This is a genomic window from Atribacterota bacterium, from assembly GCA_028703475.1.
GTDB lineage: Bacteria > Atribacterota > Phoenicimicrobiia > Phoenicimicrobiales > Stramentimicrobiaceae > JAQVMU01.
Genome location: JAQVMU010000001.1, coordinates 105,129 through 119,976 on the forward strand (window position 1 = coordinate 105,129; position 14,848 = coordinate 119,976).

General features: G+C 34.9%; 15 protein-coding genes, 1 tRNA gene, 1 other RNA gene and 1 riboswitch. Of the genes, 1 reads left to right on the forward strand and 16 read right to left on the reverse strand.

Annotation, left to right across the window (positions count from 1 at the left end; genetic code table 11):
- Window positions 1-26: 26 nt before the first annotated feature.
- The 12 genes from PHQ99_00475 to PHQ99_00530 form a co-directional block, all read right to left on the reverse strand.
- Window positions 27-470: a hypothetical protein gene (locus PHQ99_00475; protein MDD4288059.1), complete on the reverse strand. Its 444-nt coding sequence runs from the start codon at window positions 468-470 to the stop codon at window positions 27-29.
- Entirely contained in the window at window positions 467-1,402 is a 936-nt protein-coding gene (gene rsmH, locus PHQ99_00480; protein MDD4288060.1) for a 16S rRNA (cytosine(1402)-N(4))-methyltransferase RsmH, read from the reverse strand. The genes PHQ99_00475 and rsmH overlap by 4 nt, the downstream gene beginning before the upstream one ends.
- A gap of 2 nt (window positions 1,403-1,404) precedes the next feature.
- Window positions 1,405-1,842: a division/cell wall cluster transcriptional repressor MraZ gene (mraZ, locus tag PHQ99_00485; GenBank protein ID MDD4288061.1), complete on the reverse strand. Its 438-nt coding sequence runs from the start codon at window positions 1,840-1,842 to the stop codon at window positions 1,405-1,407.
- 284 nt (window positions 1,843-2,126) lie between these two features.
- Window positions 2,127-2,506: RNase P RNA component class A (rnpB, locus tag PHQ99_00490), an RNA gene on the reverse strand.
- A gap of 16 nt (window positions 2,507-2,522) precedes the next feature.
- Window positions 2,523-3,236, reverse strand: coding sequence for a C4-type zinc ribbon domain-containing protein (locus PHQ99_00495; protein ID MDD4288062.1), 714 nt, complete (start codon window positions 3,234-3,236; stop codon window positions 2,523-2,525).
- Window positions 3,237-3,414: 178 nt separating this feature from the next.
- Window positions 3,415-3,490: transfer RNA gene (locus PHQ99_00500), tRNA-Ile, on the reverse strand.
- Window positions 3,491-3,559: 69 nt separating this feature from the next.
- Entirely contained in the window at window positions 3,560-4,594 is a 1,035-nt protein-coding gene (rlmN, locus tag PHQ99_00505; GenBank protein MDD4288063.1) for a 23S rRNA (adenine(2503)-C(2))-methyltransferase RlmN, read from the reverse strand.
- A 130-nt stretch (window positions 4,595-4,724) separates the two neighbouring features.
- Window positions 4,725-5,747: a hypothetical protein gene (locus PHQ99_00510; GenBank protein MDD4288064.1), complete on the reverse strand. Its 1,023-nt coding sequence runs from the start codon at window positions 5,745-5,747 to the stop codon at window positions 4,725-4,727.
- A 116-nt stretch (window positions 5,748-5,863) separates the two neighbouring features.
- The gene (locus PHQ99_00515; protein ID MDD4288065.1) at window positions 5,864-6,574 is read right to left on the reverse strand and encodes a YggS family pyridoxal phosphate-dependent enzyme; all 711 of its coding nucleotides are present in this window, start codon (window positions 6,572-6,574) and stop codon (window positions 5,864-5,866) included.
- A 156-nt stretch (window positions 6,575-6,730) separates the two neighbouring features.
- Window positions 6,731-6,814: riboswitch (cyclic di-GMP riboswitch) on the reverse strand.
- A gap of 61 nt (window positions 6,815-6,875) precedes the next feature.
- Window positions 6,876-7,280, reverse strand: a complete 405-nt coding sequence (locus PHQ99_00520) for a DUF4332 domain-containing protein (GenBank protein MDD4288066.1) — start codon at window positions 7,278-7,280, stop codon at window positions 6,876-6,878.
- 66 nt (window positions 7,281-7,346) lie between these two features.
- Window positions 7,347-9,734, reverse strand: a complete 2,388-nt coding sequence (locus PHQ99_00525) for a DUF87 domain-containing protein (protein ID MDD4288067.1) — start codon at window positions 9,732-9,734, stop codon at window positions 7,347-7,349.
- A 45-nt stretch (window positions 9,735-9,779) separates the two neighbouring features.
- Window positions 9,780-10,364, reverse strand: coding sequence for a DUF937 domain-containing protein (locus PHQ99_00530; GenBank protein MDD4288068.1), 585 nt, complete (start codon window positions 10,362-10,364; stop codon window positions 9,780-9,782).
- A gap of 348 nt (window positions 10,365-10,712) precedes the next feature.
- Here PHQ99_00530 and PHQ99_00535 point away from each other — a divergent pair, with 348 nt between their 5' ends.
- A complete protein-coding gene (locus tag PHQ99_00535) occupies window positions 10,713-11,297 on the forward strand; it encodes a DUF6305 family protein (GenBank protein ID MDD4288069.1) in 585 nt (194 codons plus the stop codon).
- Window positions 11,298-11,383: 86 nt separating this feature from the next.
- On the opposite strand, the gene PHQ99_00540 is transcribed toward PHQ99_00535, so the two are convergent.
- The 4 genes from PHQ99_00540 to PHQ99_00555 all read right to left on the reverse strand — a co-directional run.
- On the reverse strand, window positions 11,384-12,508 hold the full coding sequence (locus PHQ99_00540) for a succinylglutamate desuccinylase/aspartoacylase family protein (protein MDD4288070.1): 1,125 nt from the start codon (window positions 12,506-12,508) through the stop codon (window positions 11,384-11,386).
- Window positions 12,509-12,556: 48 nt separating this feature from the next.
- Complete coding sequence (locus PHQ99_00545; protein MDD4288071.1) at window positions 12,557-12,703, reverse strand: hypothetical protein; 147 nt, start codon at window positions 12,701-12,703, stop codon at window positions 12,557-12,559.
- A gap of 23 nt (window positions 12,704-12,726) precedes the next feature.
- Window positions 12,727-13,971 (reverse strand): TRAP transporter large permease subunit, encoded by a 1,245-nt coding sequence (locus PHQ99_00550; GenBank protein ID MDD4288072.1) that lies wholly within the window; start codon window positions 13,969-13,971, stop codon window positions 12,727-12,729.
- Between the two features lie 131 nt (window positions 13,972-14,102).
- Window positions 14,103-14,848: gamma-glutamyltransferase (locus PHQ99_00555; GenBank protein MDD4288073.1), on the reverse strand; the 746-nt coding region annotated here is incomplete at its 5' end.

Here is a 14,848-nt window from a genome sequence, read left to right on the forward strand (position 1 = left end):
CCTCGCCTGTCAAAATCTATTTTTATCTATTGATTTCTAAAAAATTGCAAATTAGCAAACTCTTGCAGAGTATTTCCTGCCTGCAGATACCCTCTGCTCCCTTTTTCTTCAGAAGGCATTTCGGCAACCATAGAGGCTATGTTTAAATCTGCAGGAAGCATGGCAATAAATTTGATATTTTCGGCTCTGCACATTCCTAATTCCAGTTTTGCAATTCCTTCAATTCTGGTTAAAGAAGAAAGGCGTTCGACCGAATACTCCAGGTGGTTTCTTTCTACTAACAACTGGTCTCTTTTTTGTTCTAATTCAATCGACTGGTACCCCAGTTTCATTAAAACAATATTGCTGCAGATATACCCTATAACCAGCAAGCCAATTAAGATAATAATAAATAAAAATAAAGAGAATGTTGTTTTGTAATTTTTTGACTGAAATTGTTTTTTTTCATCAGCTAAGATATAATCTGTCATTTTTTATACACTTCCTCTGAAATTATTTTTTCAGCTACTCTCATTTTTGCACTACGAGCTCTACGGTTTTCCTTTATTTCATCCTCTGAAGGATAAATGGGTTTTTTTGACATCACCTTCACCCCATATTTGTTTAAACTTATAAAATCATCCCTGGCCATTTCCCTGAAAGAATGCTTAACAATTCTATCTTCAAGAGAGTGATAAGAAATTACACAAATCCGTCCATTTGGCTCTAATTGCTTAACTGAATCTATTAAAGCTTTACTTAATATTTCTAATTCCCTATTTACCTCAATTCTTAGTGCCTGAAAAACCCTCGTTGCCGGATGTATGTTCCATCTTTTTTTCTTAAACCTGGCATAAATATTTGTTACTAATTCTGCCAGTTGACGGGTAGTCTCAATTCTCTTTTCTTTTCTTTTTTTTACAATCATCCTGGCAATTGAACGGGAAAATCTCTCTTCTCCATACTTGCTGAATATATCCACTAATTCTTGCTCAGAATATTGATTTACAATATAACGGGCATCTATCTTTCTGCTTAAATCCATTCTCATATCCAATAAATTTTCCTCTAAAAAACTAAAGCCCCTAACTTTAGTATCAACCTGATATGACGATAATCCCAGATCAAATAGAACACCGGTAACCTGATTAATTCCCAAATCCTGCAGCAATAATTTTAAATCATTAAAATTACTTTTTACTATAACCACCCTATCCTTGTTTTTTGATAATCTTTCCCTGGAGAATTCCAAAGCTTCGATATCCTGATCCAATCCTATTAATAATCCGTCAGGATATATTTTTTTTATTATCTCCTCCGAATGACCTCCTCCACCTAAAGTACAATCGACATATATGCCCTCTTTTCTGGTAATTAATAAGTCAAGAACTCTTTCGCTCATCACAGGAATGTGAAAATTTATCACTAATCCTTTTCCTCTTTTTCGTAAATTCGCTCGGCAATATCTTCATAAGACTGTTCTGTTTCTTCGGCATATTGATTCCATTTATCTAAATCCCATATCTCGATTCTTTCAAAAACGCCTATAATCATGACATTTTTGTTGATTTGGGCATAGTCTCTTAAATTTTTTGAGATTACTACTCTTCCCTGCTGATCAAAATGGCTGATTAATGCTCTGGAGGCTAAAGTCCTTTTAAAAGCCCTGGTATCTTTTTTACCCAAAGGGAGTCCCTGGAGATTATTGGCTAATTTTTTCCACTCTTCCATAGGGTAGACGAAAAGGCATTTATCAAGTCCAAAGGTTATTACAAAAGTATCGCCTAAATCATCCCGAAAGCTTGAAGGCATAATTATTCTGCTCTTCTTGTCTAATGAATGCTCATATTGTCCAAGAAACATCATATTTGCCACTTTCCTCCACTTTCCTCCACTTAGATATAGTATACAACATTAATTAAAAAAAATCCTCTTTTTTTAATATTTTTTTGTAAAAATAAAAAATATTTTCAAAAGTTTTTCCTGTTATTTGGAATAGCAGGTTTTGTTTCCGTAAAGGATAATAATTTTATTATTCAGGGGTTAATAAATAGGGGAAAAACAAGGGGTATAATAATTTTTAACTAATAATATAAGAAAAAATCAGGGATATACTGATTAATACCAGTATATCCCTGATTTATCTTTCGGCAAGTAAATCATAAGCCGAGTTCTGTCACTGCACATTCCTTATTAATAGAGATTAATAAAAATATGCAGTGTGGTAATCATCTATCTGGGGCATAAGTTGCCTTAATACCTCATAGCGACCTACCCGGAAACCTATAGCGGGCAACTAATTGTTTCCTTCTTGGTCTTGCTCCAAGTGGGGTTTGCTAAGCTTATTGGTTACCCAATAACTGGTAGGCTCTTACCCGGCCTTTTCACCATTGCCAATTTGGCTGTTTCCTTTTCTGTAGCACTTTCCCGGGGTCACCCCCGCTGGGAATTACCCAGCACTCTGCCCTGTGGAGCTCGGACTTTCCTCAAACCCGTAATACGAGTCTGCGATTACCTGATTTACTTGCCAAAGAAATATTTATTTATTTCTTCCATATCAATATTCTATTACAATTGGGGCAGGTTATCAATACATCATCCCTTTGCAGATGATAAATTACATCACTTGGTAAAGAAAGATTGCAACCGCTGCAGGTAGCACTATCGATCTCTACAACAACTTCTCCTTCTTTCCCTTCCCATAAAATTTGATATCTTTTCATTAATTCATTATCAGTAATTTTTGTGGCAATCTCTTCCCGCTGCCGTCCTTTTTTTTCAATTCGAGCATTGACAGCTTTTTCCTGCTGGCTTATTTCTATTTTTCTTTCCTGAAGCTGTTCTTTTGCTATATTTAATTCCTCTTGTGCTTTGCTTAAGCGTTCTTTTATATTATCTTCTTCGTCCATAAGCACTAATAATTCCTCTTCAACCTTGTCTCTGTCTTTCTTTAACAACTCAATAACTTTTTGCAATTGTTTTAATTCTTTAATATCACTGGTCTTTCCACCATACAATTCGTCTTGATGTTTATCAATTTTTGTATTAACTGCCTTGACATCAATCTCTTTTCTTTTTGCTTTTAGTTGTAATTCTTTCAGACTTTCCTTTAGTTTCTTATATTTTTCCTCTTTTTTAAATACTTCATTTTCAATTTCTGTAATTTTGGCAGGAAGTTTTTTTAGCAATTTCTTTTCCCTGACAATCTCTTTATCTACATCCTGTAGTGTTAACAGGGTATATAGCTGCTCTCTCAAAAATATACCTCCTTTTTGAATGCTATAATTTTTGTTTATAAAACAAAAAAGCCTTACTTTTTTTTATAAAGTAAGGCTTTTTAAATAGCGTTTTCCCCGCTATGATTTATATTCAATAATTCTTGCAACACATTTAGTTTGCTTTTCATAAAAATACTCTTTCAATCTATTTAAATACTGGTGGGCCCACCCGGATTCGAACCAGGGACCGGCCGGTTATGAGCCGGCTGCTCTACCAACTGAGCTATGGGCCCTAAGCAAATTCTCCTTTAAAAGTATAGCAGATATCAATCGAAAGTCAAGAAATTATATTTAAGATTAATTTAATTACTGTACTTTCTTCTTAATTGTCCACAAGCTGCATCGATATCCTGTCCTCTGGAATATCTGATTGTTACAGGTATGTGTTTTTCTCTTAATATTTTCTGAAAAGCATTGATAGTATATTCATCAGACGGAAAAAGGTTATTAAGGCTGTCTACAGGATTGTAAATAATTAAGTTTACCTTGGCATCAAAATCAAAAATCATCTGGCTTAATTTAATTGCCTGCCGGGGACTGTCATTAATACCTTTTAACATCAGGTATTCAAAGGTTACCTGTCTGTTTTTTTTCTCATTATATAACTTACAGACATCTATTAACTTTCTCAATGGATATTTCTTATTCACAGGCATTAATGCTGTTCTGGTTTTTTCATCTGCTGCATGCAATGAAACAGACAACTCTACTTGCAGAGGAAATTCAGTAAACCTTATAATGCCAGGAATGATACCACAGGTTGATACGGTTATCTTCCTTGCACCAATATTTAAACCTTGTTTTTCATTCAGGATTTCAATTGCATTAATAACATTTTCATAATTATCAAAAGGCTCACCCATGCCCATGAAAACTATATTCTGAATACTTTCCCCTGTAATCCTCTGTACAGACAGGATTTGTTCAATTATTTCTCCTGTTGACAAATCCCTCTTATATCCTCCTTTGCCGCTTGCACAAAAAAAGCAGTTCCATCGGCATCCTACCTGTGATGATATACATAATGTATTTCTACTATTATTCCTTATTAAAACAGTTTCTATATACTCATTATCAGTTAACTGAAAAAGATATTTTTCTGAACCATCATAGGATTTCTGGTTTTTAAGACATTTTATATCAATAATTGTAAAAATTGAATTCAATTTTTCTGCTAATTCTTTTGGTAAATTTGACATTTCTCCGAAGGAATTTACGTTTTTTTGATAAATCCATTGAAAAATCTGTTGAGCGCGAAATGGCTGGTATCCTTCCCGGGAAATAATATTTTTTAGCTTATCAAACTTTATTCCTTTGATATCAATTTTTTCTTTCATTTTTTCCCTTTTTTTATACAGAAAAAGAAAGTCGATGAAATGTGAATTATACCGGTTAATCTATTCTATTCCATCGACTTTTATTATTTCTGTCCTGCTTTCTCTATATGCTAAATATGTTAACTCCTTCTTAATCCTGGGGCATAAAATCTTTTAACATATCCATCATGCCTTCCATCATAGCTTCAAGGTCTTCTTCGGACATGGGTTCACCTTCTTCATAATCCTCAGATACCTCTTGAGACTTTTCAGACACTCCTCCAAACATGGGTTCCTGCGCTTCTAATTTTGTACCATCAAAAAGATTATCAGATAATCCCGTATTTACCTCTACACTTGTTACAGTCATTTCCATGTCACTCATTCCCATAGCACTCATCATAGATTGAGCCATTTTTCTTTCCTCTTCACTCATTGTAGGATCATCAATTTCAATCTGGCTTGAAATTATCATTCGATAAGGAATCAGCATAGTACCTTCCGTACGATAATCTAAAAATTGCACATCTGCTACTGTATTAGTAATTACTGGATTCCCGTCCTCTATTACAGTAGTCTTCATAATATTCCTTGATTTCAGTGGGATAAACTGACTTTTATCAATCCAAAAGATGCTTTGCATTTCCATGTCTTCAACATCCTCAGCTATATTTTGTTGGGCAATATCTTCCTGACCCATCATCCAGATTGCACCATCCAGTTGAACCATGTAGGCACCTTTTCCATTTACCGTTTCTTCACCTAAATACTGCATCTTATCCGGATTGAATATTTTCCAAACCTGTAAAGGATCAGCTCCACCTTCCTCCTGTTTGACTTCACCCGTTTCCGCATCAGTAGACCATGTGTAGATACCATCATATATAGTTACCATATTCATACCCATCACTTCTGTTTCGGACCGAGATTTTAATATTTCTTCGTTGTTTACAATATCCTTTTTTTGATAAGTTGTTGATATAACTTCGAAAAACCCCGCATCCATCTGTTGAACAATGGTAATATCATCAATTCCCCTCATCTGTTTTTTATAACTTTCTTCCATCTGTTGAACAATAAAATTAATATTATTAGCAGAAACTACACTGGGAAATATAATCACAAGGGCAAAAAATACTAACATAATCTGAACTATTAAAATATTTTTTTTCATTCCATTTTCTCCTTTTATATTTTTTGTCTTTAATTATTTAAATATTACATTTTTATAAAATTATTTTTCTTCAAACAGAAGAGTTTATCAGTTTTTTACCATAATCTAATATTTTTTTAATCACTTTTAATTTGGCATTTCCTGGGACCAAAGATAGCTGTACCAATTCTAATCAGGTTAGCTCCTTCTTCAATAGCAACTTTATAGGAATTGGTCATTCCCATAGATAAATATTTCATATTAACTCTTTCTAATTCTAATCCTGCTAAATTATCAAAAATTTTTTTAACTCTTTTGAAATAGGGCCGAACCTTTTCCGGGTCTCCGGTAAGTGGACCCATGGTCATCAATCCTTCCAGACGTATATGAGATAAACTGGAAACATCTTTGGCCAACTCTTCCATATAAGCCTCAAAATCTTTATGTTCTGCCGGTTTTATCCCGTATTTAGTAAATTCACTTCCGATATTAATTTCAAGTAAAATCGGGACATAATCTTTCCCTGCCTTCTCAACCCTTTTATCAATTTCCCTGGCTGATTTAATTGAATCAACACTCTGGATTAAATCAAAAATAGGAAGAGCCTTATTGATTTTATTTTTTTGTAGATGACCAATCAAATGCCAGGTAACCTTTTTTGTCATTTCGGGATTTAATTTATTGATAATGTCTTCAGCTTCCTGAACATAATTTTCTCCAATGTCAGTTGCTCCTGCTTCTATCAGCTCCTCTATTTCTGCGGTTGTTCTTGTCTTGGCTGCTGCAATAATCCTGACATAAGAAGGTATCTCTGATCTGATTTTTTGATAATTCTCTTTAATACTCATTTAACAATTATCCCTATATTTAATATTTTTTACTGTGTATAACTGTGTATATAAAACATTATGCCTTAATTTATATTTATTTTCAATAAATAGCTTTTATATATTTTCAACTACATTAGCATATTATTATTTATTGCTCAAACAATAAAAAAAGAAGTCGGTAACCTGGCAGTCTTTTATATCTCCTTTAGACCCATGGCTTTGCGTCCTACCCTTTCGAGTAGTTTGCCTTTATCAACTTTAACTTTAATATTTAAGTAATGTAAATACTCCCTATTCTACTTTTTACTTTAAAATATATCTAATAATTGACTCCTCGGGGTAACTGTTTTGCCTGCTCAGTCCATTTTTGCACTTCCTTAAGTACAGGAACTCTCCTTACCAGATTCTTCTCTTCGTTTACTTCTTCCATTTTTTTCTGCAAATTTTCCGGTACCCTCTTTGATAGTTCAACTACTGTGTCTACACCGGCTGCTTCCAATAACTCGGAATATTGAGTGCTTATCCCTTTTATCCTGAAAAGATCAGCAAAGTTTACCCACTTTAAGATAACTTTTTCATTAATTCCTGTTTTAGCAGCTATCTCTCTTCTTCCGCCTGGTTCAGCACCCATTTTTAATAATTTTTCCACTGAACTGATTCCGGCTTTCTTTAATTTTTCAGCATTTACTTCTCCTACTCCCTCAATAGCAGTTATAGTTGCCATTTTTTCCTCCTTATAATTTTATTTGACAAAATTTTGTCCTTATTTGATTATAAATTATTTTAAGAGTTACTGTGATTCCCACAAAAGAGCTACTTTGATCCCAAAAATATCACTCTTTTTTGGCTTAATACTGATTGTATCTATAGTATAATTCTCAATCTCAAATTTTTCTGACATTTCCTCAATGTTCTCTTTTAATTCCTCTTCCAAACCCTTAATATCCTCTGTAAGCTTTTCAATCTTCTTCTTGACTAAATCAACATCCTTTTTTTGTTTCAAAACACGGCTGGCTTTATTTAATCCGGTTACACTGGCTCCTAATGTCCCTACCTTAGTCCTGCCCAGCAATGCCCCAAGTACGCTTGAACCAATGGATAAAGCACTCTGGGTAGTGGCAGCTTTAACATCAGCCTCTTCCTTTTCCAGCTTTTCCTGCAGTTTTGCATAATCTTTTTCCAGTTTTTCCTCTTTTTTGCTATATTTCTCTGTTAATTTCTCAACTGCTTTATCTTTTTCTTCTCTAATAATATCCATTAAGAGGGATTTAAAATCAGCCAGGTCTTCTTCCGGTTTGGATAAAAGTTTTAATTCTTTGCAGGTATATAACTCAACTCTTTTGGTATCATACAGATAATTCTTAAATTTATCCTCAATCATTTTTGTATCTTTCATTTTTTCCAGGAATGGGGGCAATAGAGAAAACTTAGCCTGCTCGAGAGGTTTCAAGTCATAGTTGTGAAAGCTGTCCTCACTTATAACTGCATCTTCTATTTTAATATCAACCATTTCCCGATAAACCGGGAGTTTGAGTGATATCTCTTCTTTCTGATCAACTCTTTTTGACTGATTGTAGAACCTTACCTTCCCATTTAATATAATCTGTGGATTATAAATTACTTCTTCACTAAAGGGAGGGTTATTCAGAAAATATTGTTTGATCTTATCAGACACAAGGGGCATTATTTCTGTTACTCCCGTATGCCTTGACTCCTGATCTACAGGGATCTCCTGTTCTTCAACTCTCTCAGTTAAGAGTTCTTTTTTATCCTCCATTAATTTTTTAATCTCTAAACTGGATAGAGGGCCTCTCAGGTAAGACAGAACCCATCTGGTTTCCAAGAGAGGAATCCGGTCAAGATGTGCACTTTTTAACAGGAAAGTTCTTTTTTTCATATTTGCTAACAGTGATTCAACTTCATTTTTTTCCAGGGAATTATCAGTATTTTTAATCAAGCCATCAACTACCCTGTCCCTGTCCTGCCTGGTCTGGAGGCGGCCTAAGAACCAGCTGCCAATATTGGAAAGGCCTTTATAATCAATATCTACAGGATTCTGGGTTGCTAATACTATACCTACTCCATAAGCCCTGGCTTGCTTCAATAACAAAAGCATGGGTTTTTTGGATGGAGGACTTGAGGTTGCCGGGAAAAAACCAAAAATTTCATCCATGTAAAGTAGCGTTCTTAGTGAAGACATACCTCTTTGCTGTCTCATCCAGCTGATATATTTGTTTAAAAACAGTGTTACGAAAAACATTCTCTGACTATTGTCCAGATGAGCAATTGAAATAATACTGACCCTGGGATTTCCTTCTTTATTATAAAGTAAGTTCTGAATGTCCAGCCTTTCCCCTTCCAGCCACATAGAAAATCCGGGACTTGAAAGAATATTGTTTAAGAGCATGGCAAGTTCAAATCTTTCCTTTTGTGGATAAAAATGATTTAAACTAAGCACTCCAATCTTCTCAAAGGGCGGATTGGTAATATAACCAATAATTTCTTCCAGGGACAAGCTTTTATTGTTTTTCCAAAAATGGTTAAAAATAGCAGCTAACAGAATATATTCTTTACTGGTAAGTACATCTGCATCAATCTTAATTAATGAGAGTAATCCCATTACTGTAGAATTAACAATAGATGAAAAAGTGTCCGGGTCATTAAGCACATCCTGTGAGGGCACATCAAAACTGCTCAATACCGATATTGGTATACCAGCAGAGCTGCCGGGAGTATAGATGGAAAAATCGGCACTATTCTTATAGAGACTAACCCTGTCTTTTCCCTGTGAAAAACTTTTTAGTCCTTCTTCCCAATTTTTGGCAGTATTTTCCGCATAAACGGCAGGATCGATGCCCTTGTTTTCAGCTTCAGCCGGGTCTATCCATTTTTGAAAATCTTCCGGTTTTAAATCCGGAAAAGCCAGCATAAGGTTTCCCATATCCCCCTTTGGGTCTATTATAATAGAAGGGATTTTATCAATTGCCGCTTCCTCAATAATGGAAATACCCAAACCGGTTTTACCACTGCCTGTCATACCGATTATGGCTGCATGTGTTGTAAAATCTTTTGATTTATACAAAAAGAGATTTTCATTGGTTTGAAATGTTTTGGGATTTACTTCTTTACCTAAATAAAATAAGCCTAACTTTTCATACAAAGAGATATTCTTATCCATTTTCCTTTCCTTATTCTTTATTTTTTTATTATATTTTACCTCAAATTACCTTTTTTTAAATTTACCAAATATATTTAAGACATCGTCAATAATACTCCCGTCCTTATTGGCATCCAACAGTTTAGTTGCCATAGAAAATAAGCTTCCACCGGTATTTTTCTGTAAATTCTGGGATAATAAAGATGTCAGGCTGGATACTCCGTCAGCATCCAGGTTCTGCGTTTTTTTCTGATTTCCCAAAAAACCCAAAATCATTGGAGCAAGACTTGCCATAATAGAACTCACCTGGTCCTGTTTTAATCCGGTTGTTTTAGAGAGATTACTTTGTACTGCCTGTTTTTTATTTGAAAAAATGTGTTCCAATATCTTTGATCCGTCCTCTGTATCAACGTTCTGCAAAAATTTTTCCAGATTATCAACATTATCATCCTGGTGCTGTTCCAGGGCTTTTGCCAGAGATTGTGCACCTTGCGGATTATTTGTATTGCGGTTTAATGCCTCCATAAGCATTGGGATGCTTATCTGTGCGGCCTTTTCTACTTTTTCAGGTTCAGCATCAACTTTTTTATTTAACTGTTTTAGAGCCGGGCTATTAGCCGAAAGACTTTGAAACATTTCTAAAATATCCATTTTTTATACCTCAATTTTTTTAAAATAATACTATTATTTATATTCTATTATAATACCTTAAATATATATTGTATATAAATATATTAATTATACTATAATAAAGCCATAACAAAGATAGCACTAAAAGAAAATATATAAATCTATACTACGCTTTTATCATAGTAATGTGTGAGTAGAATGTTTCCACTTCTCTTGTATAAGAATACAATCGTTAGTGTAAAATTTACTGGGGTACTTAAATACAATCCAATTGTTTCCTTTAAATTCACTTTTATGGTAAAATAAATAATAAGATTAATATTAAAATAATTAAATTAGTATAATAATCCAAAAATCTGGAGGATACAATTGAAAAAAGTTAAATTATCCCTAAATTATTTGTGTATCTTATTGTTGTTAGTTTCTTTTACTGTTTTTGCCGGACAGATAATGGCTGCTCAAGAAACAGAAAAACTACCTGATGTTTTGATTACTTCTATTGGCCAAAGTGCTGATGCAAGAATGATAAGCGTTTTGCTAACAAGGTATGGAATAGAGCCGGTTTATGAACAACTTGCCCCGGCCGATGCTATTGAAGATTATAAAATTGTAATAGCTGTCGTGGGCGGAAGTTCTAAAGGACTTGGAGCTGCAGGAATTGACCAGGGAGATGAAATAGCCAGGACAAAAGAACTGCTTCAGAAAATTGAAGAACATGGAACTGTGTTACTGGTAATGCACACCGGGGGAGAAGCAAGAAGAGGAGCATTATCAGACGCCTTTTTGGATGAGATTGTTCCTTATGCTGACCATCTAATTGTGGTTGAATCTGGCAATATGGATGGTTACTTTACCAGTATCAGTAAGGAAAAAGATATCTCAATGGAAATCGTTGCAAAAATTGTTGATACCGGTGACCCGGTGAAATCTTTTATTGCAGAAAATTTAGACTAACAAATACATTTGTTAAATAAAAATAAGAAAAATTAAAGCCTGTGATTATTTACAAATCACAGGCTTTAATTTTTGCTTATACCTTCTTATTCCAAGGGTAGCAAGTAATCTCCATAACTACTTTCAATTAATTCAAAATAGTCAGGTTCTCCATGATATTGAACTTCCTTTTCAGGAAAAATGAAATTCATATTATTAACTAATGCCCTGATTGCAGTAATATGTCTGCCAACCCTCTCTTCTATTGGATGACCATTTTCATCATAAGGAACATATAACCTGCCAAGTTCGGCGGCCTTGACATACATTTTATCTACTCCCGTTAAAACCAGTTTTTCATCAGTTCTTCCCCTTAATCTGCCCTGACTGGCATTAGCGGTTTCCATTAATATGGCCAGGGTTTCGCTATAATCACCCCACTCCCTATGAGTTAAACCTCTGAATGATGGTGGGGATATTTCTAAATTATATTCCAGGTTTTCCATTTGCAGGTCAAGTATAGCCATACTGGCCATATCTGCTGCATCCTCATGGGCAACAATAGCATTAATAACCGGATATTCAGGTGAGGCTTCATGTAAATCTATAGATAAATCACATTCTTCCTGTCTAATTAATTCCATAATGCCATAACATATTTGTTCGGTATAATTACCATTGGGATCTCCGGGATAACCGCGATTTAAATTTCTTGTCTCAGAGCCCGAAAGAGATTGTCCGAATTGATTAATATAAATATCCGGATCAGGCCATTGGTGAATCGGGTTAGTAGCTCTGGATCCATACCTGAATTTTCTTTCTCCATCAGGAGTTTCAAAATGAATATACCTGGGTGAACCTTCCTGGGGATCATTATGAGAATAACCACTGAGATTTGCCTGGGGAACAACAATCATTGTGCCTTGTGTTACCACAACATTTTCAATCAGCATTACTGCTGTCAACATAGATGAAGGTTCATTAGGATGTGTTCCTCCTAAAACAAAAACAGTGCCTCCGGGATTACCACTTTCTAAAAAATAGACTGTTGTATCTACATATTCTCCTTCTAATTTTGGAAAATAATCACTTAAAAGACCTGTTCGTGTTACACCGGGTCCGGGAATAATGATATCATCCTTCCATTGGTCAACAAATTCAATGCCTGATAGAAACGAAATTAATGCAGCAAAAACCAGTAATCCTACGGCAATTTTATGATTTTTCTTCATTTAGGACTCCTTCTCATATCATCAAAAATCTATTAGCAAAAATTCCAATTATTTAATCATTAATAATCTCAAAATAAATGGGATAATAACCAGAGAACCGGTTAATTGATTCCAAATATTTTCTTCCTTAAACATATCCCGAATAACCAATACGAGAAAAAATAATATTATTATCTGGTAAATAATAGCAATCATTTTTTTCTTCCTTCCTTTTTCCTCTAAAGCAATATATCTGCCAGGGTATTTGCGAACATAATAATTACAATACACCATACTGCAGTAATTATTGCGGGAATTATACAATATTTAAGCACTTTGAAATAATTCTTTTCACCTACTACCTGTGCAGCAAATATTCCGGCTAAGGCAGTCGGTGGCATCAAGTCACCCAAAGCTGCTAACTGTGATAAAGCTGATACAGTTATCACCGGATTACTCTCCAGTAAAGCCAGGGCAAAAGGTACTCCTAATACAGACGCCGAACCATAAGCAGACACTGCACCAAAAAGCGGCATACTGACAGCTATTCCTGAATAGAGTAAATATCTCGGTAAGCTAAGACAATTTATTACAATATATCCTCTCAATCCGGTAAGAGTCATAATCTGGATAAACATACCCACACCAACTAAAATACCTAATACCGGTAAAGCATCATGTACGGCTTCCTGGGATATTTTTGAGAAATTAAATTTTTTACCGGAAAATATTCCAACAATAGCAGCTATTAAGAAATAAATCGGCATTCCTAAAGTCGGGAATAACTGTGGAAAAAATGTTTCTCTAAGCATAAGGGCAAACAAAACTATAATAGGCAAGAACAACCATATACCATACTCCTTTAAGTAAGAATTTGGTAACTTTTCTTTCATTTTTTCATAATTAAATGTTTTTAAATATTTTCTGCCTATAAAGAGACTGGTAAAAATAATCAATGGTACAGTAATAATTAATAGTGGCATTGTAAAACCAATATAAGGTAAATCTATTCCCCCTCCGATTATTAAAGCATTAACGTTGATTGGAGGAGCAGCTTCCCCAAAAACGGCAGCCATAGCTACAACAGCAGCGGTAACTTCTTTAGGGAATCCCATAAATATAAGAACAGGTGAAACCAATACACCTCCTGTTAAAACTGCAGCAGTAGCAGAGCCAGTAATCATTCCAGGGAAGACAACAATAAAGGATAGGCCGATAACCAATAATGCAGGTTTGGAATAATATTTTTCAATCAACCAGCGGGTTATAGTATCCATCATGCCATTATACTGAACTACCTTCATAAAAACCATGGCAGTAGCAATAACTAAAATAGTATTGAGGTAATTGAATCCGCCTTCTATAAGGTGGCGTACAGGTATGCCAAATCCTGCCACTAAACTGCCTGAAATTGCAGCTATTGCCATTCCTATACCGACAGGCAGCTTAAACTTAAAGGAACATACGGCAAATACTCCAACCATTACAATAAAATAGAGTAATTCAATGCTGAGCAAGGTACTTCCTCCTTTTGTAATTCAAGGGGTCATTTATTTCCAAAAGAAACAAGTGACCCCTTGAATTTTATTTATTTTTTGATAACCCGGTTATCAACTTAATATCCAACTGCTACTCCGTCACGACGTGAATCGCCGCCGCCAAAGAGAACACCATTTTTCAACATTATTCCCTGTGCCCCTCCAAAGTAAAGGTCATGTGCTTCTCTGACAGATACTTCATTGCCTAACATTCTGAGAGTTTCAACTGTCATTACAGGGATAAGGCTCTCTACATAAATAGGCATTGCTTTACCTCCGGAAGAGTAAGCATGCATACGAGGTGCCTCAATAGCTTCATCCATACTCATACCAAAATCAATTACATTTGAAATTATCTGAGTCATTGCAGTAAATATTCTGGTTCCGCCTGGTGTACCTAAAACCATAAATGTCTCTCCATCTTTTTCAATAATAGTTGGAGACATGCTGGAGAGAGGAATTTTACCCGGTTCAGGGGCATTTGGTGAATCCGGACTCTTGGCAAAGTCATCCATCTCATTATTCATAATAACTCCCACATCAGGAACAACTACTCCAGACCCAAAGAAATAATTAATAGTTTGAGTTAGAGCAACTGCATTTCCTTCTGCATCAATAACAGAGATATGACTGGTACTATGGTGTTCATATCCGGCAGGTTCTCCTGCAGGTACTTCCATCTTTGGTTCCTTTATTTCAATCTGGTCTGACAGGAATTTAGCATATTCTTTTGATGTTATTCCTTCTAATGGCATATCTGTTGCAAAGGCAGGGTCTCCCATATATTGTGCCCTGTCTGCAAAAGCCATTTTCATTGCCTCAG

Bases quoted from the DNA above. Each gene is read 5' to 3' on its own strand.
- PHQ99_00475 (MDD4288059.1), bottom strand. From the start codon at position 470: ATGACAGATTATATCTTAGCTGATGAAAAAAAACAATTTCAGTCAAAA.
- mraZ (MDD4288061.1), bottom strand. From the start codon at position 1,842: ATGTTTCTTGGACAATATGAGCATTCATTAGACAAGAAGAGCAGAATA.
- rlmN (MDD4288063.1), bottom strand. From the start codon at position 4,594: ATGAAAGAAAAAATTGATATCAAAGGAATAAAGTTTGATAAGCTAAAA.
- PHQ99_00510 (MDD4288064.1), bottom strand. From the start codon at position 5,747: ATGAAAAAAAATATTTTAATAGTTCAGATTATGTTAGTATTTTTTGCC.
- PHQ99_00515 (MDD4288065.1), bottom strand. From the start codon at position 6,574: ATGAGTATTAAAGAGAATTATCAAAAAATCAGATCAGAGATACCTTCT.
- PHQ99_00520 (MDD4288066.1), bottom strand. From the start codon at position 7,280: ATGGCAACTATAACTGCTATTGAGGGAGTAGGAGAAGTAAATGCTGAA.
- PHQ99_00525 (MDD4288067.1), bottom strand. From the start codon at position 9,734: ATGGATAAGAATATCTCTTTGTATGAAAAGTTAGGCTTATTTTATTTA.
- PHQ99_00530 (MDD4288068.1), bottom strand. From the start codon at position 10,364: ATGGATATTTTAGAAATGTTTCAAAGTCTTTCGGCTAATAGCCCGGCT.
- PHQ99_00540 (MDD4288070.1), bottom strand. From the start codon at position 12,508: ATGAAGAAAAATCATAAAATTGCCGTAGGATTACTGGTTTTTGCTGCA.
- PHQ99_00545 (MDD4288071.1), bottom strand. From the start codon at position 12,703: ATGATTGCTATTATTTACCAGATAATAATATTATTTTTTCTCGTATTG.
- PHQ99_00550 (MDD4288072.1), bottom strand. From the start codon at position 13,971: ATGGTTGGAGTATTTGCCGTATGTTCCTTTAAGTTTAAGCTGCCTGTC.